Source organism: Streptomyces sp. NPDC000594, assembly GCF_040299965.1.
Lineage (GTDB): Bacteria > Actinomycetota > Actinomycetes > Streptomycetales > Streptomycetaceae > Streptomyces.
The window spans coordinates 1-21,695 of record NZ_JBEPCY010000016.1; the positions used below are offsets into that span (position 1 = coordinate 1).

Consider the following 21,695-nt stretch of genomic DNA (forward strand, 5'->3'; position numbering starts at 1 on the left):
CGGGCCGGGGCCCGGCCGCGGGGGCGGCGGGGGCGGCGGCCCGGCCCGGGGCGCGGGCCCCCCCCCCCCCCCCCCCCCCCCCCCCCCCGCCGGGTGGTGTCGGTCAGCCCTGCTGGAAGAGTTCCGCGGGCAGCGGCTTGAGCAGCGCGTAGAGATCGTCCGTGATGGGCCGGTCCCAGCTGGCGATGGTGACCAGGACATCGTCGCTGCGGTCGAACTGGACGCAGGAGATCCGGCTCTCGGAGAGCTTCAACCGCCGCACGATCAGCAGATTGTCGCCCTGCATCACCGGGACGTCCTCGGTGCCGACGACCTCGACCTGCTCGTCGTTCTCCAGCGCGAGCAGCAGCTGGGCCACCTCGAAGGGGATCTGGCCCTCCCCCACCTCACGGGCGGGCGAGCCCTGGGGCAGATTGCCGATGATCATCGCGGGGCCGCGACCGCCGAACAGGTCGTACCGCAGAAAGACGCCCTGGCAGGTGCCGTCGGGTGCGGGCAGCAGTCCCGCGCCGAGATTGCCGGGCCAGTCCCCCGGGTCCATGGCCAGGACATCGAAGTCCGGGCCGGCGGGTGTGGGGGCGCTGCGGCGGCGGAGAAAGGACATACCGCCATGGTACGTGGCCTGGAGGGGGCGGCGGACCTTCCCCCTACGCCCAAGGGGCGTGGGAGGTACCCCCAACCCGACGCCCAAGGGGCGTGGAGGTGCCCCCGCCCTACGCCCCCCTGGGGGCGTGGGAGGTACCCCCAACCCGACGTCCGAGGGACGTGGACGGTACCCCCACCCCTCTACGCCCGAGGGGGCGGGCCGGAGGATCAGCCCGGTGGCGGGTCGGAGCCCACCAGCCACATGGCGAAGAACTGCGATCCGCCGCCGTAGGCGTGCCCCAGTGCCCGGCGCGCCCCGTCCACCTGGTGCTCGCCCGCCGCGCCGCGCACCTGGAGCGCCGCCTCGGCGAAGCGGATCATCCCGGAGGCGCCGATCGGGTTGGTCGAGAGGACTCCCCCGGACGGGTTGACGGGGAGATCGCCGTCGAGTTCGGTCGCCCCGGAGGCGGTGAGCCGCCAGCCCTCGCCCTCGGCGGCGAAGCCCAGGTTCTCCAGCCACATCGGCTCGTACCAGGAGAAGGGGACATAGATCTCGGCGAGGTCGATCTCCCGGCGCGGATCGGTGATCCCGGCCCTGCGGTAGACCTCGGCGGCGCAGTCGCGCCCGGCCCGGGGGGAGACCGTGTCCTTGCCCGCGAAGAGCGTGGGTTCGCTGCGCATCGCTCCGCCGTGCATCCAGGCGGGCGGCCGGGGGGCGCGCGCCGCGCCCGCGCGGCCGGTGAGGACCATCGCGCACGCCCCGTCGGACGAGGGGCAGGTCTCGGAGTAGCGGATGGGGTCCCAGAGCATCGGGGACGCCCGCACCTTCTCCAGGGTGATGTCGTGCTCATGGAGATGGGCATACGGGTTCCGCAGGGCGTTGCGGCGGTCCTTGTACGCGACGAGGGAGCCGATGGTGTCGGGGGCCCCGCTGCGGCGGATGTAGGAGCGGACATGGGGGGCGAAGAAGCCGCCCGCCCCCGCGAGCAGCGGCTGCTGGAAGGGGACCGGCAGGGACAGCCCCCACATGGCGTTGGACTCGGACTGTTTCTCGAAGGCGAGGGTGAGCACGGTGGTGTGTACCCGTGCGGCGATCAGATCCGCGGCGACCAGTGCGGTGGAGCCGCCGACGGACCCGGCGGTGTGCACCCGGAGCAGGGGTTTGCCGACGGCGCCGAGGGCGTCGGCGAGATACAGCTCGGGCATCATCACGCCCTCGAAGAAGTCGGGCGCCTTGCCGATGACGACGGCGTCGATGTCGGCCCAGTCCAGCTCGGCGTCGTCCAGGGCGCGGCGGGCCGCCTCGCGGACGAGTCCGGCGAGGGAGACATCGCGCCGGGCGGCGGCGTGCCGGGTCTGGCCGATGCCGACGACGGCGACGGGTTCACCGGACACGGGGGGCTCCTTCCCGGGGGGCGCGTCCCGGGGGCGGCGGGTCCGCTTCGAGGACGGCGACCAGATTCTGCTGGAGGCAGGGCCCGGAGGTGGCGTGGGCGAGGGCCCGGCCGGATCGGCCGCGCTGGATCCGGGAGGCCGCCTCGCCGATCCGGATGAGCCCGGCCGCCATCATCGGATGGGCGGCGAGCGCCCCTCCGGAGGGGTTGATCCGTACCTCGGGGCCGAGGCGCAGCGCCCGGCGCAGCACCACCTCCTGGGAGGTGAAGGGGGCGTGGAGTTCGGCGGTGTCGAGGGGGCGTTCGAAGGCTCCGGCGCGTTCGGCGGCGAGCCGGGTGGAGGGCGAGTCGGTGAGGTCGCGGACGCCGAGGGCGTGGGGCTCGGTCCGGTGGTCCATGCCCCGGATCCAGGCGGGGCGGTCGCACAGCTCGCGGGCGCGGTCCCCGGCGGCGATGATCATAGCGGCGGCGCCGTCGCCGATGGGTGCGCAGTCGCCGGTGCGCAGGGGTGACACCACCGGGTCCCCGTGCGGGACGGCGCCCTTGAGCTGGGCGTGCGGATGGTGGGCGGCGTCGGTGCGGCTGCGGGCGGCGATGGCGGCGAGCGCGCTCTCGTCGGTGGCGCCGCTGTCGATGAGGGCGCGGGCCTGGAGGGCGGCCAGGGCGATGGAGTCGGGCCAGAGGGGGGCGAGGTAGTAGGGGTCGAGCTGGCGGGTGAGGACCTCGCGCAGCGCCCCGGGGGAGGACTTCCCCCAGGCGTAGACGAGGGCGGTGTCGGCCTGACCGGTCAGCAGCTTCACCCATGCCTCGTACAGGGCCCAGGCGCCGTCCATCTCGACATGGGACTCGGCGATCGGCGGCCAGGCGCCGACGGCGTCGAGGGCCAGGGTGAAGGAGAAGGCGCGTCCGGCGAGGTAGTCGGAGGAGCCGGAGCAGGTGAAGCCGATGTCCGCGCGGCCGAGTCCGGTGGTCGCCAGGACCCGCTGGATCACCGGCAGGACCATCTCCACCTCGGAGCTGTCCTCGCTGTGGCGCCGGTGGTCGCTCTGGGCGAAGGCGACGACGGCGACCTCCCTCGGCGGGGCAGCCGTCTCCCGGGCGGGGGTGGTCACAGCAGCTCCTTGTAGGTGTCGTAGGCGGCGTCGGGTTCCCCGGTGGGCCGGTAGTGGTCGGGGTGGCGGAGGCCGGGGACCCAGACGGGTTCCACCCGCAGCCCCATACGGACCTGGTCGCAGGGGAGGCCGGCGATCCGGCCGTGGAGGGCGAGATCGGCTCCGTCGAGGGCGATATGGGCGTAGACATAGGGCACCTCGATGGCGAGGTTCCGGGCCTTGATGTTGACGACGCAGAAGGTGGTGACGGTGCCGCGCGGGCCGACCGCGACCTCCTCGCGGGTGGCGACACCGCAGGTGGGGCAGGCGCCCCGGGGCGGGACATGGACCTTGCGGCAGAGGGGGCAGCGTTCGCCGGTGATCCGTCGTTCGGCGAGGGCGCGCAGATGGGCGCCCTGGGCGCGGCCGGGGGTGTGGGTGTACTCCAGCCGGGCGGGGGCGAGGATGCCGGTGACGGGGTCGTCGAAGACGCCGTCATGGGGGACGGCGGTGGCCGGCGGCGGTGCCCGGTGGTCGGTCGCGGTGCCGTCGGGGACGAAGCAGGCGATGTCGGTGATGGCGCCGGTACGGGTGGCGGCCCAGCGGATCCGTACCCGCAGCCCGGTGCGGACCGCTCCGGGGCCGGGGGCGTCGAGGGCGTGCAGCAGGGCGGTGTCGGCGCCGTCGAGGCGGACCAGGACCCAGGCGAAGGGGGTGGCGAGCGGCTGGCCGGGGCGGGGGTGCGGGTTCCAGGCCCAGGTGGTGACGGTGCCGCTGGTGCCGACCCGGACGAGGTCGCCGATCTCCTCGGCGGTGTGCGGGTCGTATTCGACGGGGGGTACGAGCACCTGGCCCGCGCGGGTACGGACGCCGAGGACGGTACGTTCCCGCAGCCCGGTGAGGAAGGCGCTCTGCACCGGTCCGAGGGAGCGGGTGAAGGGGAACTCCACCACGAGGGGCGCGCGGAGCGGCTGGGTCATCGGTGCCTCCTGCGGGTCCTGGGCCTTGCGGGATCAGGCGGGGCGGGCACAGGGATCAGGCGCGGCGGAAGACGGGGTCGCGTTTCTCCGCGAAGGCCCGGGCCCCCTCCCGGGCGTCCTCGGTGGCGAGGATGGGCCGGCCGTGCTTGAGTTCGGCGGCCAGCCCCTCGGTCTCGGTGAGTTCGGCGGCCTCGTAGACGGACGCCTTGACCGCCTCGACGGCCAGCGGGCCGCAGGCGTTGATCCGTTCGGCGATGTCGAGGGCGCGCGCGAGGGCGGTGCCGTCGGGGACGACATGGCCGATGAGTCCGATGGCCAGGGCCTCGTCGGCGGTGTAGGGGCGGCCGGTGAGCAGCATCTCCAGGGCGTGGGTACGGGGGATCTGGCGCGGGAGGCGGACGGTGGAGCCGCCGATGGGGAAGAGGCCGCGCCGGACCTCGTACAGCCCGAAGACCGCACCGCGCCCCGCGACCCGGATGTCGGTGCCCTGGAGGATCTCGGTGCCGCCCGCGACACAGGGGCCCTCGACGGCGGCGATCAGGGGTTTGCGGGGGCGGTGGTGGCGGAGCATGGCCTTCCAGTGGAGGTCCGGGTCGGCCGCCAGCCGCTCCCGGTACCGGGGGTCGGCGACGGTCCCGGCGGCGAGGGCCTTGAGGTCCATACCGGCGCAGAAGGCACCGCCCGCGCCGGTGAGGACCAGGGAGCGGATGCCGTCGTCGGCGTCGGCCGCGAGCCAGGCGTCGTGGAGCCCGATGAGCATGGGGAGGGAGAGCGCGTTCCTCGCCCCGGGCCGGTTGAGGGTGAGCACCAGGGTGGCGCCCCGGCGCTCCACGGTGAGGTGTTCGGTGCCCCCGTCCCCGGGAGGCGGGTCCGGCGGCGGGGCGTCCCCGGGTGGTGCCGGATGGGGGTGGGGCGGCTGGTGCTCGGTGTGCGGCATGTGCGGGCCTCCCGTCGCCGGATCGAGAACAGGGTGCAGGAGGGGCGGGGTCAGTTCAATAGCTATCCGACCGCGATCTGACAGTCAGTCAGTTTTTGGGCCGTGCCCCTTCCCACTTGAACCCCCCGGCGCTCTAATGACGACGGCCCCGGGGCTGCCGGGGAACGCCGGGCCAGGAGGAGCGGGTGGACTACAACCTTGCGGACCTGTTCGAGTCGGTGGTGGACGCGGCCCCCGGGCGGGAGGCCCTGGTCTGGCTCGATCTCCCCGGGACGGGGGCCGAGCGCCGGCTGACCTACGCGGAGCTGGACGCGGCGGCCAACCGGATCGCCCACCATCTGACCGGTGCGGGCCTCCGGCCCGGCGAGCATGTGGGCATCCATCTCTACAACGGCGTCGAGTATCTCCAGACCCTCTACGGCTGTCTCAAGGCACGGCTGGTCCCGGTCAATGTCAACTACCGCTATGTGGGCGAGGAGCTGGCCCATCTCTACCGGGACGCCGATCTGGCGGCGCTGGTCTTCGACGGGGAGTTCGGCGGGCGGGTCGCCGAGGCGCTGCCGAGGGCGGGCCGGCTGCGCCATCTGTTACGGGTGGGGCCGCCCGGCGGCAGCCCCCTGCCGGACCCGGCCTCGGACGCGGTGGCGGACCCGGTGCCGGACGCGGTGCCCTTCGCCGAGGCGGCGTCGGCGGCCTCCCCGGAGCGCGGTTTCCCCGCCCGGTCGGGGAATGACCTCCTGATCATCTACACCGGGGGCACCACCGGGATGCCCAAGGGGGTGATGTGGCGTCAGGAGGATCTCTTCTTCGCCGGTCTCGGCGGCGGCGCCCCCAAGGGGGAGCCGGTCGCCTCCCCCGGTGAGCTGGCCGAACGGGTCGCGGCGGGCGGCGCGGGCCTCACCTTCTTCCCCCTGCCGCCGCTGATGCACGGCACCGCGGTCCTGACCGCGTTCATCGCCTTCCACTACGGCCAGCGGGTGGTACTGCACCGTCGCTTCTCCCCCGGCGACGCCCTGCGGACCGTGGCGAAGGAGCGGGTGAACGCCATGTCGCTGGTCGGCGACGCGATGCTGCGGCCCCTGGTGGACGCCCTGCGCGGACCGCTGCGCGGAACCGATCTCTCCTCGCTGCTGACCGTCTCGTCGTCGGGCGCGATCACCTCCGCGACGGTACGGGCGGACCTCGCGGCGGTGGCGCCCTCGGTGCTGCTGCTGGACAACTTCGGCTCCTCCGAGTCCGGGTTCAACGGCACCGCCATCGGCGATCCGGCGGCGGGCCCCGCCCTGCGGGTCGAGGTCAACGCCCGTACCTCGGTGGTCGACCCGGTGACCCATGAGCCGGTCCCGGCCGGGACACCGGGCCGGGTCGCCCAGCGCGGCCATGTGCCGCTCGGCTACTACAACGACCCGGCGAAGACGGCGGAGACCTTCTTCGAACGGGACGGGGAGCGCTGGGTGCTGCTGGGCGACATGGCGACGGTGGACGAGGCCGGGGTCGTCACCGTGCTCGGCCGGGGCTCGCAGTGCATCAACACCGGCGGCGAGAAGGTGTATCCGGAGGAGGTCGAGCAGGCGCTCAAGGCCCATCCGGCGGTGTACGACGCCCTGGTGGCGGGGGTGCCCGACACGGTGTGGGGCCATCGGGTGGCCGCCGTGGTGCAGCCGCGCGCCGAGGCGGCGGCGCCGGACCTGGCGGAGATCCAGCGGCACTGCCGGGCCCGGCTCGCCGGGTACAAGATCCCCCGGCAGCTGGTGGTGGTCGAGCGGATCAGGCGTTCGCCGAGCGGGAAGGCGGACTACCGCTGGGCCCAGTCGGTGGCGGCGGGGCCCCGGGAGCCCGCCTGACCCCCGGGACACCAGCCCGGCGGCCCACCCGGACCCCGATCCCCGGGCCCGACCCGGCGGCCCGGCCCGATCCCCTGCGCCCGGCGGCCCCTCCCGACCCCCGGGCCCAGGGGCACCCGGGAGTCGGCCGGCGGGTCAGACGCCGAACTCCTCCAGCGCCGCGAGGAACTCCTCCGGGCGGCTCCCGTGCACCTTGTGCCCGCCGCCCAGGGTGAGCAGCCGGGCCCCCGGCACCAGACCGGTCATCCGGGCCAGGGCCTCCTGGTCGACATGGCTCTCCGGTCCCCCGCCGATGACCAGCGTGCCGGCCTCGATCGAGGCCAGCCGCCCGCTCCACCGGGGGTCGGGGTCGTTCAGCTCCGCGTCGATCCGGATGATCATCTCCCGGTCATAGGGCACCTCACCGTCCGTACGGGGGCCGGCGGGGCGCGGTGGGACCAGCGGGAAGGGCGGCGGTGGCTCCTCGACCACCAGCCGGTCCACCAGCTCGGGTTCCTCGGCGGCGAGGAGCAGGGCGGCGAGCCCGCCCATGGAGTGGCCGACGAGATGGACGCTGTCCAGACCGAGCCCCCGGATGAAGCCGCTCAGTTCATTCCGTAAACGGTGGAAACCGTAGTCGCCGGGCCAGTCACTGAGGCCGTGGCCGCCGAAGTCGGGGGCGTAGACCCGCCGGGTGGCGGCGAGCCGGGCGCCGACCCCGGCCCACTCGGCGCCGTCGTCGCCCCGGCCGTGGGCGAGGACGACGGGCGGCGCGCCGGGCTCGCCCCAGGCGCGATAGGCGAGCCGGACCCCGTCGACGTCCAGTTCGCTGATGTCGGGATCGAGGAAGGCGCGGACGGCCCGGACGAAACCGCCCGGGTCCTCCAGCCAGGGGTGGTGGACGTCGGCCCGCCCGTTGTACGGGAAGAGGGGCGCCAGGTCGGCGGCGCGCAGCGGGCGGGGACCTCCGTTGCGGGACGCGGTCAGGACCAGGACCGGGGCCTGAAGGGTGGCGAGCGCGGCCCGGGAGGGCTCGGGGTCGAAGCCGTCGGCGTGCCACACCACCCCGTCCTGCTCGGGCTTTCCGTCCCCCGGGCGGGCGCCGGGGGCGATCAGGGTGAGGGAGCGGACCCGCAGCGGATGCCGGGCGGCGTAGAGGGTGGCCAGATTGCCGGAGACCGAGTGGGCGAGGAGGTGGACCCGGTCCAGGCCGAGATGTTCGCGGAGGGCCTCGATGTCGTCCGTCTGCCGGTCCCAGCGGCAGGTCCGGGGGTCGGCGGGCTCCGCCGAGCCGCCGGTGCCGCGCAGATCGAGCAGGACCAGCCGGTGGTGGGCGTCCAGACCGCCGAGGGTCCCGTAGTAGGCGGCTGCCCGGACAGGACCTCCCGACAGGCAGATCAGCGGCTCTCCCGCTCCTTTCAGGTGGTAGGCGAGTTCCGTACCGTCGTATGCGGTGAACTTCGGCATGCCCCGATCGTTGCCCGCCCGGGGTGGCCACGGCAATGGTGCCGGGCCACCCGGGCGTACGGGCCGCGGCGCGGCGGGGCCCTGTCGGTGCCGCCGCGGGATATTCCACCCGTACAGGGGTATGTGTCGTGCTCCGGGCGGCGGGCCGGTGGCCTAGGGTCACGCCATGACGGAGGAGACACCCCCCGCGGCGGAGACGGTCACGGTCGGCACGGTCGCGGAGCTGCTGGCCGCCGTGGACGCGGCGGCGGGCGGGGGACCTCCGGTGATCGGGCTCGACGAGCGGCTGACCGGTGTGCCGGGCTTCACCCTGCCGCCCGGGGCCGCGCTCACCGGCTCGGCGCCGGGCGCCGGTCTGGTCTTCGACGGCGGGGACGGTCTGCGGCTCTCCCGCGACAACCACGTCAGCAGGGTCCGGCTGGAGACCGCGCCCACCGCGCGCGCCCTCCACAACGACACCTCGGTCGAGCAGCTGGGCACCCTGGAGCTGTCCCAGCTGTCCATCGTGGGCCGGGTGGAGCTGGTGGCCCGGGACCGGGTGACCGGCGGGCATGTGCGGATCGACGGTCTGGACATCGAGGAGGCGGACGCCCGGGAGGCCCTGCCCCGCCCGAGCGGGTACAACGTCGAGGTGCTCCAGGGCGCGTTCACCCTCTACAACCAGCAGTCGTCCCCCGAGTCGCTGATCACCTGCGATCTCGCGGGGATCGGGGCGGGCCGTGAGGGGGCCCCGGTGCGCGGCAGCGGGGTCTTTGTCTCCGGCACCCCGGACGGCGGGCGGGTGGAGGGGCGCCGGCTGCACACCGAGACCGTGCACTCCGACGGCGGGATCCCGGCGGGCACCCCGGGGCTGATCAGCGGTGGGGTCTTCGTGGTGTACGCGGCCTTCCGCGAGGTGGTCAACGAGGGTCCGGTGACCACCTATGGCGTCAATGACATGGTGCTGGACCTCTGGGGCGAGGTGGAGGGGTGGACGGCCCGGGGTCCGGTCACCTCCCACGGCCCCAGCGGCATCGGGTTCGTCACCTTCGGCGCCATCCGGCGGCTGACGGTGGAGGCGCCCATCGAAACCTTCGGGGTCGGCGCCCGGGGCTTCAATATCTACGACGGTACGGTCGACAGCGCCGACTTCGACCGGATCGTCACCCACGCGGACGCGGCCGTGGGCATCCAGATCAGCAAGCCGTTCGGGACGCTGACCGTGCACCGGGGGGTCGAGACCCATGGCGCGGTGGGCGAGAGCCTGGTCAAGGGGGAGCTGAGAAAGCTGGCGGCCACCGCGCTGAGTCTGCTGCCCGGCGCGCGGGCGCTGCGGATCCGGATCGACGGGGGGATCACGGTCCGCGGGCCGGGGGTGCCCGCGATGGAGATCCTGGGCTCGGTCGATGTCCTGGACATCAGCGGGCCGGTGCGGTCCCTGGGCGAACCGGAGGAGTGAGCGGCCCCGTACTTGTCCCTCCCCCAAGGGAAGGGTTTACGGTCCCGGATCATGAACATGGTGGTGGCGGGACCGTACCCGGGGCGCTCCTGGGACCCGGGGCTTGAGCAAGGGGTGAGGGGATGACGGACGACACCCGTACAGGGGAGACCGCGGTCGCCGGGCGGGACGGTCCTCCGGACGACCTCACGGAAGGGCTCACGGTCGGCAGGGTGGCCGCGCACGCCGGGATCAGTGTGAAGACACTGCACCACTGGGACGCGATCGGTCTGGTGCGTCCGAGCGGACGCACCTGGGCCGGGTACCGGGTCTACTCGGCCGAGGACATCGCCCGGATCCAGCGGACCCTGGTCTACCGGGAGCTGGGGTTCCCGCTCGCCGAGATCGGCCGGATCCTCGACGCCCCGGACACCGGGGCACGGGGCCAGCTGCGCCGTCAGCGGAGGCTGCTGCTCGCACGGATCGAGCGGCTGGAAGGGATGGTCGGCGCGGTGGACCGGATGATGGCCGCGTCGGCGCCGGGGATGCGGCTGACCCCGCAGCAGCAGATCGACATCTTCGGCTCCGGCTGGCAGCCCTCCTGGGTGACGGAGGCCGAGGAGCGGTGGGGCGACAGCCCGCAGTGGGCCCAGTACGCGGAGCGCGCGGCCGGGATGTCCCCGGCCCGGTGGGCGGAGGTCGCCGCCACGACGGAGACCCTCAACGCCGATCTGGTACGGGCGCTGCGCGCGGGGGTGGTCCCGGGTTCGGCGGAGGCCGAGGCGCTGGCGGCGCGGCACCGGGAGCTGATGTCCACGTACTTCGACTGCACCCCCGCGATGCAGGTGTGCATGGGGCGGATGTTCGTGGAGGATCCCGGGTTCGCGGCGAACTACGAGGCGCTCGCCCCGGGGCTGGCCGTCTGGCTGCGGGAGGTGTTCTTCGCCAGCGCGCGGGCCCAGGGGGTCGACCCGGAGACGGCGCGGTGGGGGTGAGGGGCCCGGCCGGGCTCAGGGGCTGAACGGGCTCAGGGGCTGAAGGAGAGGAAGACGAAGGCGGCGAAGAGCGCCAGATGGACCCCGCCCTGGAGGAGGGTCGCCCGGCCCGGCACCACGGTGAGCGCGCTGACCACGGCGGTGAGCGCCAGCAGGACCACATGGGTGGCGTCCTCGCCCAGCACCAGCGGTCCGGGCAGCCAGATGGAGGCGAGCGCGATGGCCGGGATCGTCAGCCCGATGCTGGCGATGGCGGAGCCATAGGCGAGGTTGAGGCTGGTCTGGAGCCGGTCCCGGCGGGCCGCGCGGACCGCGGCGAGGGTCTCCGGGAGCAGCACCAGCAGGGCGATCACCACACCGACGACGGCGTTGGGCAGCCCGGCGGACTCCACCCCGCTCTCGATGGCCGGGGAGACCAGTTTCGCGTTGCCCACCACGGCGACCAGGGCGATCAGCAGCAGGGCCACGCTCCACCAGGTCTCGCGGTCGCTCGGGGGCGGCGCGTGGTCGTCGGGGCCCACCTTGCCGCCGTCGGTGGGGACCGGCAGGAAGTAGTCCCGGTGGCGTACGGTCTGCACGCCCACGAAGAGCGCGTACAGGGCGAGGGATGCGACGGCGGCGAAGGCCAGTTGGTCGCCGGTGAACTCCTTGCCGGGGTGGCCGGTGGTGAAGGTGGGCATCACCAGGGTCATGGTGGCCAGGGTGCACACGGTGGCGAGGGCGCCGCCGGAGCCCTCCGCGTTGAAGACGGCGACCCGGTTGCGGAGGGCGCCGACGAGGACGGAGAGGCCCACGATGCCATTGCAGGTGATCATGACCGCCGCGAAGACGGTGTCGCGGGCGTAGGTGGAGGCCTTGTCGCCGCCGTCGGCCATCAGGGTGACGATCAGTCCGACCTCGATGACGGTGACGGCGACGGCCAGCACCAGCGAGCCGATGGGTTCGCCGACCCGGTGGGCGACGACCTCGGCGTGGTGCACGGCGGCCAGGACGGCGCCGATCAGGCAGATGCCCACGATCAGCGTCGCCCAGCCGGGCAGCTCCCGGCCCCAGGCGAGCGCGAGGGCGACCACCGCGAGGAGCGGCACCCAGGTCGTCCACTGCCGCGCCGTACGGGTCGTCATGCCGCCACGGTGCCAGCCGGGGCGCCGGAGCGCGCGGGGTGCTGCGCCAACGGGGGGTCAGATGGGGCGGTCGTGCCCTTCCCAGTAAGGGGCGCGCAGGGTGCGTTTGTAGAGCTTGCCATTGGGGTCGCGGGGCAGGGCGGCGATGAAGTCGACGGTCCTGGGTCGTTTGTAGGGGGCGAGCAGCCGGGCGCAGTGGGCCAGGAGGTCGGCGGCCAGTTCCTCGCCGCCCGGGTGTCCGTCGGCGGGTTCGACCACCGCCTTGACCTCCTCGCCCCGGTCGGCGTGGGGGATGCCGAAGACGGCGGCGTCGGCCACGGCGGGGTGGGAGAGGAGCGCGGCCTCGATCTCGGCGGGGTAGATGTTCACCCCGCCGGAGATGATCAGGTCGATCTTGCGGTCGCGGAGGAAGAGCCAGCCGTCCTCGTCCAGCACTCCGAGATCGCCGACGGTGAAGAAGTCGCCGACGCGGCTGCTCGCGGTCTTGGCGTCGTCGCGGTGGTAGCGGAAGTCCCCGGTGGACATGCGGAGGTAGACGGTGCCGAGGCGGCCCGGGGGGAGCCGGACGCCGTCGTCGTCGAGGACGGCGATCTCGCTGATGGGCCAGGGACGGCCCACGGTGCCGGGCCGTTTCAGCCACTCCTCGGCGGTGACGAAGGTGCCGCCGCCCTCGCTCGCCGCGTAGTACTCCTCGATACAGGGCCCCCACCAGTCGATCATGGCCCGTTTCACCTGGGCGGGGCAGGGCGCGGCGCCATGGATGGCGTGGCGCATCGAGCCGGTGTCGTAGCGCGCCCGCACCTCGGAGGGGAGGGCGAGCAGCCGGTGGAACTGGGTGGGGACCATATGGGTGTGGGTGCAGCGGTGTTCCTCGATCAGCCGCAGCATCTCCTCGGGGTGCCATCTGTCCATGAGCACCAGGGGGTGGCCGATGTGCAGGGCGGCGGAGGCGAACTGGAGGACGGCCGTGTGGTAGAGGGGTGAGCACACCAGATGGACATGGCCGTCGAAGGGCCGGATGCCGAAGAAGCGGAGGAGCCCGCCGAGATGGGTTTCCTCGGGGAGCCGTCCGGGCAGGGGGCGGCGGATGCCCCGGGGGCGTCCGGTGGTGCCGGAGGTGTAGTTCATGACCCAGCCGAGGGTGCGATCGGCGGGCGGGGTGGCGGGGTGGCCGTCGAGCAGCTCGCCGTAGGGGCGGAAGCCGGGCAGGGAGCCGACGGCGTAGCGGTGCTCCGGGGGCGGCCCCGGCTCCCCGGCGGCGGCCGTCACCGCGTCGGCGAACCGTTCATGGGCGATGAGCACCTTGGCCCCGGAGTCGGCGACGATCCAGGCGATCTCGGATCCGGTCAGATGGTGGTTGACGGGGACGAGGTAGAGGCCCGCCTGGGCGGCGGCGAGATGGGCGGTCAGGAGTTCGGCCCCGTTGGGCAGGACGACGGCGAGGGCGTCACCGCGTTCGAGCCCGGCGGCGCGCAGGCCGTGGACCATGCGGTTGGCGTCGGCGTGCAGCCGTCCGGCGCTCCAGGGGGTGCCGTCGGGGGTGGTCAGGACCACCCGGTCGGGGTCGGCGGCCGCCTGGGCCCAGAAGCCGTTGGGCGGTACGGTCATCGGTCGCCTCCAGAGCCGTCGGGCGGTGGTGCGGTCATCGGCCGTCCCCCGGCCGTTCCCCCCGTGGGACTTCGGCGCGTACGGTCATCGGTCGTCCCCCTGGCGGGCGATGCGGTTCAGCCGGCGGACGGCCCGGTCGAAGCCGCGGGTCAGATCGTCCACGACGGCCCGGACGGAGCGCTCGGAGGTCATGCTGCCGACGATCTGTCCGACGGGGGTGCCGAGCAGGGGGATCACCTCGTGCCGCTGGATCCGGGAGACGGCCTCGGCGACCAGCAGCCCCTGGAGCGGCATGGGCAGGGGGCCCGGCCCGCCGGGGTCGTCCCAGGCGTCGGTCCAGTCGGTACGGAGCTGCCGGGCCGGTTTGCCGGTGAGGGCGCGGGAGCGGACGGTGTCGGCGGAGCCGGCGGCGAGGAGTCTGGCGGTGAGCGCCCGGGAGTGGAGTTCGGCCTCGGTGGTGGTGAGCCAGAGGGAGCCGAGCCAGACGCCCTGGGCGCCGAGGGCGAGGGCGGCGGCGATCTGCGCGCCGCTGCCGATGCCGCCCGCGGCGAGGACCGGCAGCGGGTCGACGGCGGTGACCACCTCGGGGGTGAGGACCATGGTGGCGATCTCGCCGGTGTGGCCGCCCGCCTCGTACCCCTGGGCGACGACGATGTCGAGGCCCGCGTCGGCGTGGCGGCGGGCGTGGCGGGCGCTGCCCGCGAGGGCGGCGACCTTGATGCCCCGCTCCTGGGCGCGGGCGACTACATCGGCGGGCGGGGAGCCGAGGGCGTTGGCGAGCAGCCGTATCGGGTAGTCGAGGGCGACATCGAGCTGGGCGCGGGCGACCTGTTCCATCCAGCCGGTGATCCGCCAGCCGGAGCGCTCGCCGTCGGGGAGCGGGGGCACTCCGTACCGGTCGAGCAGCTCCCGTACCCAGCGCCGGTGCTCCTCGGGGATCATGGCCTCGACCTGGGCCTCGGTCACTCCCTCGACCTTCTTCGCGGGCATGACGACATCGAGGCCGTAGGGCCGGCCGCCGCTCTGCTCCGCCAGCAGGTCGAGATCGCGGCGGAGGTCGTCGGGGTCGGTGTAGCGGACGGCGCCCAGGACGCCGAAGCCGCCCGCGCGGCTGAGGGCGGCGGCGACCGCGGGGAACGGCGTGAAGCCGAAGAGGGCGTGCTCGATCCCGAGTTCCTGGCTCAGCTCCGTCTCCATGGGCGGCAGGATGCCGCAGCGGTCCGGCCGAGGGAAGAGTTTTCCTGATGCTTCGTCAGTTCTTCGCCGGCTCTTCGCCGGCCGCGGTCGCCCCGGGCCCGCCGCGCGGGCCGGGGTGGTTGACAGCCCCCGGGGCGCGGAAGAGGGTGGCCCGGGCGGGCCGGGCCGCCCCGGAGACTGTCGGGAGTGGTGCGGATGACCGAGGGCCGGGAAGCGGGCGGGGAGACGGGAGCCGGGGCCGGTGGCCCTGCCGGGATCAGCCGGCGCCGGCTGGGCGGCGGGGTGCTGGCCCTGGGCGGGGCGCTCGCCCTGGCCCCGGTCCCCTTCGCGGACGCCGCCCCGGGCGGCGGACCCGGAGCGACGGGTGGCGGGCCCGGCGCCCCCGGCGGTCCGCCCCCGGTGTGGGGCGGACGGCGCCGGACCACCCTGCGGTACGGCACCCCCGAGCACGCCGGGCTCCTCCCCGGCCCGCTGGCCGATCTGGTCTCCGGCGCCGAGCGCTTCCTCGACCCCTCCCCCACCCGGCCCTGGTACGCGGGGGCGGTCCTGCTCGCCGGGCGCGGCGGCACGGTGGCCCTGCACCACCCGATCGGCTGGGCGGTGCGGTACGCGGCGTACGACGAGACCACCGACACCGGGGTCGAACTGCCGCCCGGGGAACGGATCCCGATGACCCGGGAGACCGTCTTCGACCTCGCCTCCGTCTCCAAGCTCTGCACCGCGCTCCTGGTGGTGCGGCGGATCGAGCGCGGCGAGGTGGCGCTGGAGGCCCCGGCCGCCCGCTATCTCCCCGAGTTCGGGGCGGCGGGCAAGGCGGAGATCACCGTACGGCAGCTGCTCACCCACACCTCGGGGCTGCGGGCGTGGATCCCCTTCCACCGGGAGCCGACCCGGGAGGGCAGGCTGCGGATGCTGTGGGAGGAGGTCCCGGCGAAGCCCCCGGGAAGCGCCTATCTCTACTCGGACCTGAATCTGATCGCGCTGCACCTGCTCCTGGAACGGATCAGTGGTCGCGCTCTGGATACCCTGCTCCACGACGAGATCACCGCTCCGCTCGGGATGCACCGCACACGTTTCGCTCCCCCGGCCTCCTGGCGCCCCCGGATCGCCGCCACCGAGGACTCCCGGCCGCCGTGGTCGGGGCTGGACCGGGGCATGGTGTGGGGCGAGGTCCACGACGAGAACGCGTATGCCTTCGGCGGGGTGGCCGGACACGCGGGGGTCTTCTCCGACGCCTGGGACCTCGCCGTGCTCGCCCGTACCCTCCTCAACGGCGGCGCCTACGGCCGGACCCGGATCCTGCGGCCCGCCTCCGTCGCCCTGATGCTCTCCGACTTCAACACCGCCTTCCCCGGGGACGAGCACGGGCTCGGCTTCGAGCTGAACCAGCACTGGTTCATGGGCGCGATGGCCACCCCGTACACCGCGGGCCACACCGGCTTCACCGGCACCAGCCTGGTCATGGACCCCACCACCGACTCCTTCCTCGTCGTCCTCGGCAACTCCGTGCACCCCGTGCGGCGCTGGCGCTCCGGCAGCGCGCCCCGGGCCACCGCCGCCGGACACCTCGCGCGCGCGGTGCCCGTACCCCCGTACCGGGGACGTACGGCGTGGTTCTCCGGACAGATCGCCGCCCGCCCGGCGACCCTCACCCTGCCCCCGCTGGAGCTGGGACCCGCCGGGCCCCGGCTGCGCTGCGCGCTCTGGTGGGACACCGAGCCGCAGAGCGAGACCCTGGTCCTGGAGGGCTCCATCGACGGCGGCGCCGGCTGGCTGCCGGTCCCCTTCACCACCGCCCCGGCCGACGCCGAGGACGCCCCGCCCACCGCGCACCCCTCCGGGACCGTCTCCGGCTGGTCGGGCCGCCGCTGGCACCGGCTGGACGCCGACCTCTCCGCCCTGCGCGCCCCCGGGGCCCGGCTGCGCTGGCGCTACACCGCCGCCGGTCCGCCCACCGGACGGGGCGTCTATGTCGACGCCGTCCGGGTGACGGAGCGGGGGCGGACCCTCTTCGACGACGCCCGGCCCGCCGACGCCGCCCTGATCGAGACGGCGGGCTGGACGCGCTCGGCGGAGTGAGACCCCGGGGCCCCTGCCCGGCGGGCCCCGCCGACCGGCCGGGACCTTCGCGGCCACCGCCTAGTGCCCGAGCACCGCCATCGCCGCGTTGTGGCCGGGGACCCCGCTGACGCCGCCGCCGCGGACCGCGCCCGCGCCGCAGAGGAGGACCGCCGGGTGGTGGGTCTCCACGCCCCAGCGGCCGGTGGTCTCCGTGGCGTAGGGGAAGGACAGGTCCCGGTGGAAGATGTGCCCGCCCGGCAGGCGCAGTTCGCGCTCCAGGTCCAGCGGGGTGCGGGCCTCCACACAGGGCGCGCCGTCGGCGTCGCGGGCGAGACAGTCGGCGATCGGCTCGGCGAGATAGTGGTCCAGCTCGGCGAGGGTGGCCGCGAGGAGTTCGGCGCGGACCCGGTCGTGGTCGGCGGCGAAGAGCCGGGCGGGGGTGTGCAGCCCGAAGAGGGTCAGCGTCTGGTATCCCTCGGCGGCGGGCCCCGGGCCCAGGATCGACGGGTCGGTCAGGGTGTGGCAGTAGATCTCCGACGGGGGCGCGGTGGGCAGCCCGCCCCCGGCCGCCTCACGGTAGGCGGTCGCCAGCTGCCCGTACCCCTCGGAGACATGGAAGGTCCCGGAGAAGGCGGCCCGGGGGTCGACCGAGGTGTCCCGGAGCCGGGGCAGCCGCCGCAGCACCATGTTCACCTTGAACTGGGAGCCCTCGGCGGGCGGTGGGGGCTCCTCGCCCAGCAGGGCCGCCAGCTCCTGCGGGGAGGCGTTGACCAGCACCCGGCGGGCGGCCACCGCGCCCTCGCGGTCGCCGGTGCGGTAGCCCACCTCGGCGCCCCCGGCCCCGGGGTGGATGTACCGCCCCTCGTGCCCGGTGAGGATCTCCGCCCCGGCGGCGCGCGCACGGTCCGCGAGGGCGTCGGTGAGCGCTCCCATGCCGCCCACCGGAACGTTCCACTCCCCGGTGCCGCCGCCGATGACGTGGTAGAGGAAGCAGCGGTTCTGCGCCAGCCCGGGATCATGGGCGTCGGCGAAGGTGCCGATCAGCGCGTCGGTGAGGACCACCCCCCGGACCAGGTCAGCGGCGAACCGCCGCTCGATCGCCGCCCCGATGGGCTCCTCGAACAGCTCCCGCCACGCCGTCGCGTCGTCGACCAGGGCCCGCAGCCGGGACCGTTCGGGCAGCGGCTCGGTCAGGGTCGGGAAGACCCGGGCCGCCACCCGCCCGGTCAGCTCGCCGAACTCCCGCCAGGCCGTGTACTCGCGCTCACCGCCGGGGAGCCGGGCGAAGGACTCCCGGGTACCCGGACCGCCGACCAGCAGTCCGCCGTCGCCGTAAGGGGTGTACGAGGAGACCGAGCGGCGCCGGACCGCGAAGGAGAGCCCCAGATCGCGGACGATCTTCCGGGGCAGCAGCGAGACCAGATAGGAGTAGCGCGAGAGCCGGACATCCACCCCGGCGAAGGCCCGGGTGGAGACCGCCGCGCCGCCGGTCGTCGCGGAGCGCTCCAGGACCAGCACCGAGCGCCCGGCGCGGGCCAGATAGGCGGCGGCGACCAGGCCGTTGTGGCCACCGCCGACGATGACGGCGTCGTACGAGGAGTGTGCGGGCATCCGTCGGTGTCTCCCTCTCGCGGTCCGTCCCCTGCTGTCACTTCCGCTGACCCGTTTCCCCTGGGCTCCCGCCCGGCGCCCGGGCCCGGTCTCACCGGGGCGCCCCCCGGCCGCCGTGGGTGGCGCGCCGCTCGCGCAGGGCGGCGACCCTGCGGTACAGCTCGACCGCCTCGGCCTGCCGCCCCAGCTGCTCCAGACAGTGCGCCTCGTCGTTCCGGCTGGCCAGCGCCTCGGGGTGGTCGAGGCCGAAGACCCGCTCACGGGCGGTGGCGACCTCGCGGTAGACCGCCAGGGCCTCCTCCCAGCGACCGAGCCAGCCCAGTCCCACCGCCGCCTCCCGGCGGCTGACCAGGGTGTCGGGGTGGTCCGGACCGAGCACCCGGGCACGGGCCGCGCTGACCTCGCCCGCCTGGGCCAGGGCCTCGCTCCAGCGGGCGAGCCGCCCGAGGTTCACCCCGATGCCATGGCGGGCCCGCAGGGTCTCCGGGTCGTCGGGCCCGTGCACCCGGGCGCGGTCGGCGGCCAGCCCCCGGTACAGCTCCAGCGCCTCCGCGCCCCGGCTCAGCCGGCCCAGGCTGATGCCGACCTCGTAGCGGGCGGCGAGGGTGTCGGGGTGGTCCGGGCCCAGCGCGCGGGCCCGGGCGGCGGCCACCTCGCGATAGGCGTCCAACGCCTCCGTCCAGCGGCCGAGCCGCCCCAGGGCGTAGGCGACCTCGTACCGGGTGACCAGGGTGTCCGGGTGGTCCGCGCCCAGCACCCGGGCCCGGGCGGCGGCCACCCCCCGGGCCATCCGGAAGGAGTCCTCGAGACGCCCCAGCCTGCTGAGGTTGAAGGCGAGGTTGTGGCGGCAGCGCAGGGTGTCCGGGTGGTCGGCGCCCATGGTGCGCTCCCGGGCGGCGAGGACGGCGGTGTAGACATCGTTGGCCTCGAAGTGCCGGCCGAGCTGACCGAGGACGTACGCGGTCTCCTGACGGGCGGCCAGGGTCTCGGCGTGGTCCGGGCCGAGGGAGCGCTCACGGCCGTCGGCGACCCGGGCGAACTCGCGCAGCGCGTCCTCGGCCCGGCCGGTCCTGGCGAGGCTGAAGCCGATCTCGTACCGGCTGGCGAGGGTGTCGGGGTGGTCCGGGCCCAGCGCGTGCTCGCGCTCGGCGGCGACGGCCCGGTGCACCTCGCCCGCCTCCTCCCAGCGGGCGAGCCGGCCGAGGCTGAGCCCGGCGTTGTGCCGGCCGGCGAGCTGGTCGAGGAGGTCCGCCGAGGGGGCGGGGCGGGGCGGGCCGCTGTCGGGGCGGGGCGGCAGGGCGCCGCGCGGGTCGAGGGTGGTGGTCCACTCCCCGGTCAGACCCGCGGTGTGGTCCGGCAGAACGATCCGCAGCCCGGTGGCGACCGCCTGGTGGCCCGCCGCCATGCCCCGGGCCCAGGGCGGCAGCGCGGGCTCGGCGGTGCCGGGGCCGCGCCCGCCGGCGAGGGCGGCCCCGCGCACCCGGGCGATGGCGCCCCGCAGCTCCTGGGCGTCGGCGGGGCGGGCCCCCGGCTCCTTGGCGAGGAGGTCGAGCACGATCCGCTCGAACGGGCCGGGGATGTCCGCGCGATGGGCGCGCAGCGGCTGCGGCTCGGTGTCCCGGTGCCCCACGAGGACCGCCCAGGCGTCCTCGTGGTCGAAGGGCGGTGACCCGGTGGCGATCTCGTACAGGACGCATCCCAGCGAGTAGAGGTCGCTGCGGTGGTCGACCTCGCCGCCGCCGATCTGCTCGGGCGACATGTAGTGCGGGGTGCCCATGGCGATCCCGACGCCGGTCAGCCGGGAGGAGAGCCCGACGCCCTGGCCGAGGCGGGCGATGCCGAAGTCGCAGATCTTCACGGCGCCGTCGGCGAGCCGCATGATGTTGGCGGGTTTCAGGTCCCGGTGGACGATGCCCCGGTCATGGGTGTACGCGAGGGCGTCGGCGACCTGTTCGGCGATGTCGACGATCTCGGCGACGGGCAGGGGGCGCCCGTCGTTGCCGTCCAGGAGCTGGCTGAGGTTCTCCCCCTCCAGCAGCTCCATCACGAGATAGAGCACCCCTTCGTACTCGCCGAAGTCATGGACGACGGTCACCCCCCGGTGCTGGAGGGCGGCGGCGACCCGGGCCTCGCGCCGGAAGCGCTCCCGGAGCACGGTGGTGAAGCCCGCGTCCTGGCGGGGCGGAACCACCGGTTTAAGGCATTTGACCGCGACCTGGCGCCCCAGCGCCTCGTCCACCGCCCGCCAGACCTCGCCCATGCCACCTCGGCCGATGACATCGAGCAGCCGGTACCGGCCCTGGATCAGCCTGGTCTCCGTCTCCGTTTCCGCCATCGCGCGCTGTCGCCCCCGTCACTGTGCTCCGCTCTCCCGGGTCCAGTATGGCCCTGGGGCCGCGCTGTTTGTACGGGGTGGGGCGGGCCTGCGGGCCGAGTCGGGCCACCGCCGCCCGGAGATGGGCGGACGCGAGCGGGCCGCGCAGCCGTACGGGCACGGCGCGGGCCGGCCGGCCGGTGGCGGTCAGCGCCCGGGTGACCCGATCGGGGTCGGGGCCCGGTCTCCCGTACAGCGCCTGGGCCCAGGGGGGCAGGGTCCCGTACGCCAGGGTGCTGACGGCCCGCCAGAGCACCGCGCGGGCGGGGACGAGGAGGGGGGCGACCGGGGGGCGGCGCAGGAACGCCGCGACGGCGCGGGCGTCGGGTCCGGCGGTCAGCAGCGGTCGGGTCCGGTCGAAGTAGGCGGCGAGAGCGCCGGTGGTCGCGGGGACCAGCGCGGGGTCGAGGCCGATCAGCCGGGTCCGCTCCCGGTGCTCGGCCACACAGCGGTCGGCTCCGTCGGCGCCGAAGGGGAAGCCGGAGCGGCGCAGGACCTGGAGATAGGAGTCGACCTCGGCGCAGTGGACCCAGAGCAGCAGTTCGGGCTCGTCCACGCCGTAGCGTTCGCCGGTCGCCGGGTCGGTCACCTTCAGCCGGGCGTGGAGGGCGCGGACCCGGGCGCCCGCCCGTTCGGCCTCGTCGGTGGTGCCGTAGGTGACGGTGCCGACATAGTCGGCGGTCCGCATCAGCCGGCCCCAGGGGTCGTCGCGGAAGTCGGAGAACTGGAGGACCCCCCGGACGGCGCGTGGGTGGAGCGCCTGGAGGTAGAGGGCGCGGATTCCGGCGATCCACATCATCGGGTCGCCGTGCATCCGCCAGGTGACGGAGCGGGGGCCGAAGAGGCCGGGGTCGGGTAGGGCACCAGGGCTGGACGGGGTGCCGGGGCCGGATGGGATGCCGGAACCGGAACCGGATGGGTCGGCCGCGGTGGGACCGGGTTCTGTCGTGGACATAGGTGACCCCCTGGGGACGGGACATCCCTGCGGAGCGGTACGCCTTAACGAACGGGTGTTCCCATGACGCTGTCCC

At 74.7% G+C, this 21,695-nt stretch carries 15 protein-coding genes and 1 pseudogene; 4 read left to right on the forward strand and 12 right to left on the reverse strand.

Features of this window, described 5'->3' with window-relative positions; genetic code table 11:
• Window positions 1-103: 103 nt before the first annotated feature.
• The 5 genes from ABT354_RS21960 to ABT354_RS21980 all read right to left on the reverse strand — a co-directional run bounded on the left by ABT354_RS21960 (window position 104) and on the right by ABT354_RS21980 (window position 4,987).
• Window positions 104-604, reverse strand: coding sequence for a hypothetical protein (locus tag ABT354_RS21960; RefSeq protein ID WP_351496331.1), 501 nt, complete (start codon window positions 602-604; stop codon window positions 104-106).
• A gap of 209 nt (window positions 605-813) precedes the next feature.
• On the reverse strand, window positions 814-1,980 hold the full coding sequence (locus ABT354_RS21965; protein WP_351496333.1) for a thiolase family protein: 1,167 nt from the start codon (window positions 1,978-1,980) through the stop codon (window positions 814-816).
• Complete coding sequence (locus ABT354_RS21970; RefSeq protein ID WP_351496335.1) at window positions 1,970-3,091, reverse strand: thiolase family protein; 1,122 nt, start codon at window positions 3,089-3,091, stop codon at window positions 1,970-1,972. Before ABT354_RS21970 ends, ABT354_RS21965 begins: the two co-directional genes overlap by 11 nt.
• Window positions 3,088-4,050, reverse strand: a complete 963-nt coding sequence (locus ABT354_RS21975; protein WP_351496337.1) for a Zn-ribbon domain-containing OB-fold protein — start codon at window positions 4,048-4,050, stop codon at window positions 3,088-3,090. Before ABT354_RS21975 ends, ABT354_RS21970 begins: the two co-directional genes overlap by 4 nt.
• Before the next feature lie 55 nt (window positions 4,051-4,105).
• A complete protein-coding gene (locus ABT354_RS21980; RefSeq protein ID WP_351496339.1) occupies window positions 4,106-4,987 on the reverse strand; it encodes a crotonase/enoyl-CoA hydratase family protein in 882 nt (293 codons plus the stop codon).
• Between the two features lie 185 nt (window positions 4,988-5,172).
• On the opposite strand from ABT354_RS21980, the gene ABT354_RS21985 reads away from it, so the two are divergent.
• Window positions 5,173-6,831, forward strand: a complete 1,659-nt coding sequence (locus ABT354_RS21985) for an acyl-CoA synthetase (protein ID WP_351496341.1) — start codon at window positions 5,173-5,175, stop codon at window positions 6,829-6,831.
• 135 nt (window positions 6,832-6,966) lie between these two features.
• Here the strand turns inward: ABT354_RS21985 and ABT354_RS21990 are convergent, their stop codons facing one another.
• On the reverse strand, window positions 6,967-8,277 hold the full coding sequence (locus ABT354_RS21990) for an alpha/beta fold hydrolase (RefSeq protein WP_351496343.1): 1,311 nt from the start codon (window positions 8,275-8,277) through the stop codon (window positions 6,967-6,969).
• A 166-nt stretch (window positions 8,278-8,443) separates the two neighbouring features.
• On the opposite strand from ABT354_RS21990, the gene ABT354_RS21995 reads away from it, so the two are divergent.
• Complete coding sequence (locus tag ABT354_RS21995; protein WP_351496344.1) at window positions 8,444-9,715, forward strand: hypothetical protein; 1,272 nt, start codon at window positions 8,444-8,446, stop codon at window positions 9,713-9,715.
• A gap of 122 nt (window positions 9,716-9,837) precedes the next feature.
• A complete protein-coding gene (locus ABT354_RS22000) occupies window positions 9,838-10,689 on the forward strand; it encodes a MerR family transcriptional regulator (RefSeq protein WP_351496346.1) in 852 nt (283 codons plus the stop codon).
• Between the two features lie 32 nt (window positions 10,690-10,721).
• Here the strand turns inward: ABT354_RS22000 and ABT354_RS22005 are convergent, their stop codons facing one another.
• The 3 genes from ABT354_RS22005 to ABT354_RS22015 all read right to left on the reverse strand — a co-directional run bounded on the left by ABT354_RS22005 (window position 10,722) and on the right by ABT354_RS22015 (window position 14,618).
• Window positions 10,722-11,813 carry a calcium:cation antiporter gene (locus tag ABT354_RS22005; RefSeq protein ID WP_351496348.1) on the reverse strand — a complete coding sequence of 364 codons (1,092 nt, stop codon included), beginning with the start codon at window positions 11,811-11,813 and terminating at the stop codon, window positions 10,722-10,724.
• A 57-nt stretch (window positions 11,814-11,870) separates the two neighbouring features.
• Window positions 11,871-13,421, reverse strand: a complete 1,551-nt coding sequence (locus ABT354_RS22010) for an acyl-CoA synthetase (RefSeq protein ID WP_351496350.1) — start codon at window positions 13,419-13,421, stop codon at window positions 11,871-11,873.
• Window positions 13,422-13,505: 84 nt separating this feature from the next.
• A complete protein-coding gene (locus ABT354_RS22015; RefSeq protein ID WP_351496352.1) occupies window positions 13,506-14,618 on the reverse strand; it encodes a nitronate monooxygenase in 1,113 nt (370 codons plus the stop codon).
• 195 nt (window positions 14,619-14,813) lie between these two features.
• Here ABT354_RS22015 and ABT354_RS22020 point away from each other — a divergent pair, with 195 nt between their 5' ends.
• A complete protein-coding gene (locus tag ABT354_RS22020; protein ID WP_351496354.1) occupies window positions 14,814-16,697 on the forward strand; it encodes a serine hydrolase domain-containing protein in 1,884 nt (627 codons plus the stop codon).
• A gap of 60 nt (window positions 16,698-16,757) precedes the next feature.
• Here ABT354_RS22020 and ABT354_RS22025 read toward each other — a convergent pair whose 3' ends face one another.
• The 3 genes and pseudogenes from ABT354_RS22025 to ABT354_RS22035 form a co-directional block, all read right to left on the reverse strand.
• Window positions 16,758-18,290, reverse strand: a complete 1,533-nt coding sequence (locus ABT354_RS22025; RefSeq protein WP_351496356.1) for a phytoene desaturase family protein — start codon at window positions 18,288-18,290, stop codon at window positions 16,758-16,760.
• A gap of 91 nt (window positions 18,291-18,381) precedes the next feature.
• Window positions 18,382-20,625, reverse strand: coding sequence for a serine/threonine-protein kinase (locus ABT354_RS22030; protein WP_351496358.1), 2,244 nt, complete (start codon window positions 20,623-20,625; stop codon window positions 18,382-18,384).
• Window positions 20,595-21,478: pseudogene (locus ABT354_RS22035) on the reverse strand (oxygenase MpaB family protein). The gene ABT354_RS22030 and the pseudogene ABT354_RS22035 overlap by 31 nt, the downstream one beginning before the upstream one ends.
• Window positions 21,479-21,695: the final 217 nt, after the last annotated feature.

What these genes read in the sequence shown, in the direction of transcription:
- ABT354_RS21980 (WP_351496339.1), bottom strand. Translation starts at nt 4,987, where the DNA reads ATGCCGCACACCGAGCACCAGCCGCCCCACCCCCATCCGGCACCACCC.
- ABT354_RS21960 (WP_351496331.1), bottom strand. Translation starts at nt 604, where the DNA reads ATGTCCTTTCTCCGCCGCCGCAGCGCCCCCACACCCGCCGGCCCGGAC.
- ABT354_RS21975 (WP_351496337.1), bottom strand. Translation starts at nt 4,050, where the DNA reads ATGACCCAGCCGCTCCGCGCGCCCCTCGTGGTGGAGTTCCCCTTCACC.
- ABT354_RS22000 (WP_351496346.1), top strand. Translation starts at nt 9,838, where the DNA reads ATGACGGACGACACCCGTACAGGGGAGACCGCGGTCGCCGGGCGGGAC.
- ABT354_RS22030 (WP_351496358.1), bottom strand. Translation starts at nt 20,625, where the DNA reads ATGGCGGAAACGGAGACGGAGACCAGGCTGATCCAGGGCCGGTACCGG.
- ABT354_RS22010 (WP_351496350.1), bottom strand. Translation starts at nt 13,421, where the DNA reads ATGACCGTACCGCCCAACGGCTTCTGGGCCCAGGCGGCCGCCGACCCC.
- ABT354_RS22005 (WP_351496348.1), bottom strand. Translation starts at nt 11,813, where the DNA reads ATGACGACCCGTACGGCGCGGCAGTGGACGACCTGGGTGCCGCTCCTC.
- ABT354_RS22020 (WP_351496354.1), top strand. Translation starts at nt 14,814, where the DNA reads ATGACCGAGGGCCGGGAAGCGGGCGGGGAGACGGGAGCCGGGGCCGGT.
- ABT354_RS21995 (WP_351496344.1), top strand. Translation starts at nt 8,444, where the DNA reads ATGACGGAGGAGACACCCCCCGCGGCGGAGACGGTCACGGTCGGCACG.
- ABT354_RS22025 (WP_351496356.1), bottom strand. Translation starts at nt 18,290, where the DNA reads ATGCCCGCACACTCCTCGTACGACGCCGTCATCGTCGGCGGTGGCCAC.
- ABT354_RS22015 (WP_351496352.1), bottom strand. Translation starts at nt 14,618, where the DNA reads ATGGAGACGGAGCTGAGCCAGGAACTCGGGATCGAGCACGCCCTCTTC.
- ABT354_RS21990 (WP_351496343.1), bottom strand. Translation starts at nt 8,277, where the DNA reads ATGCCGAAGTTCACCGCATACGACGGTACGGAACTCGCCTACCACCTG.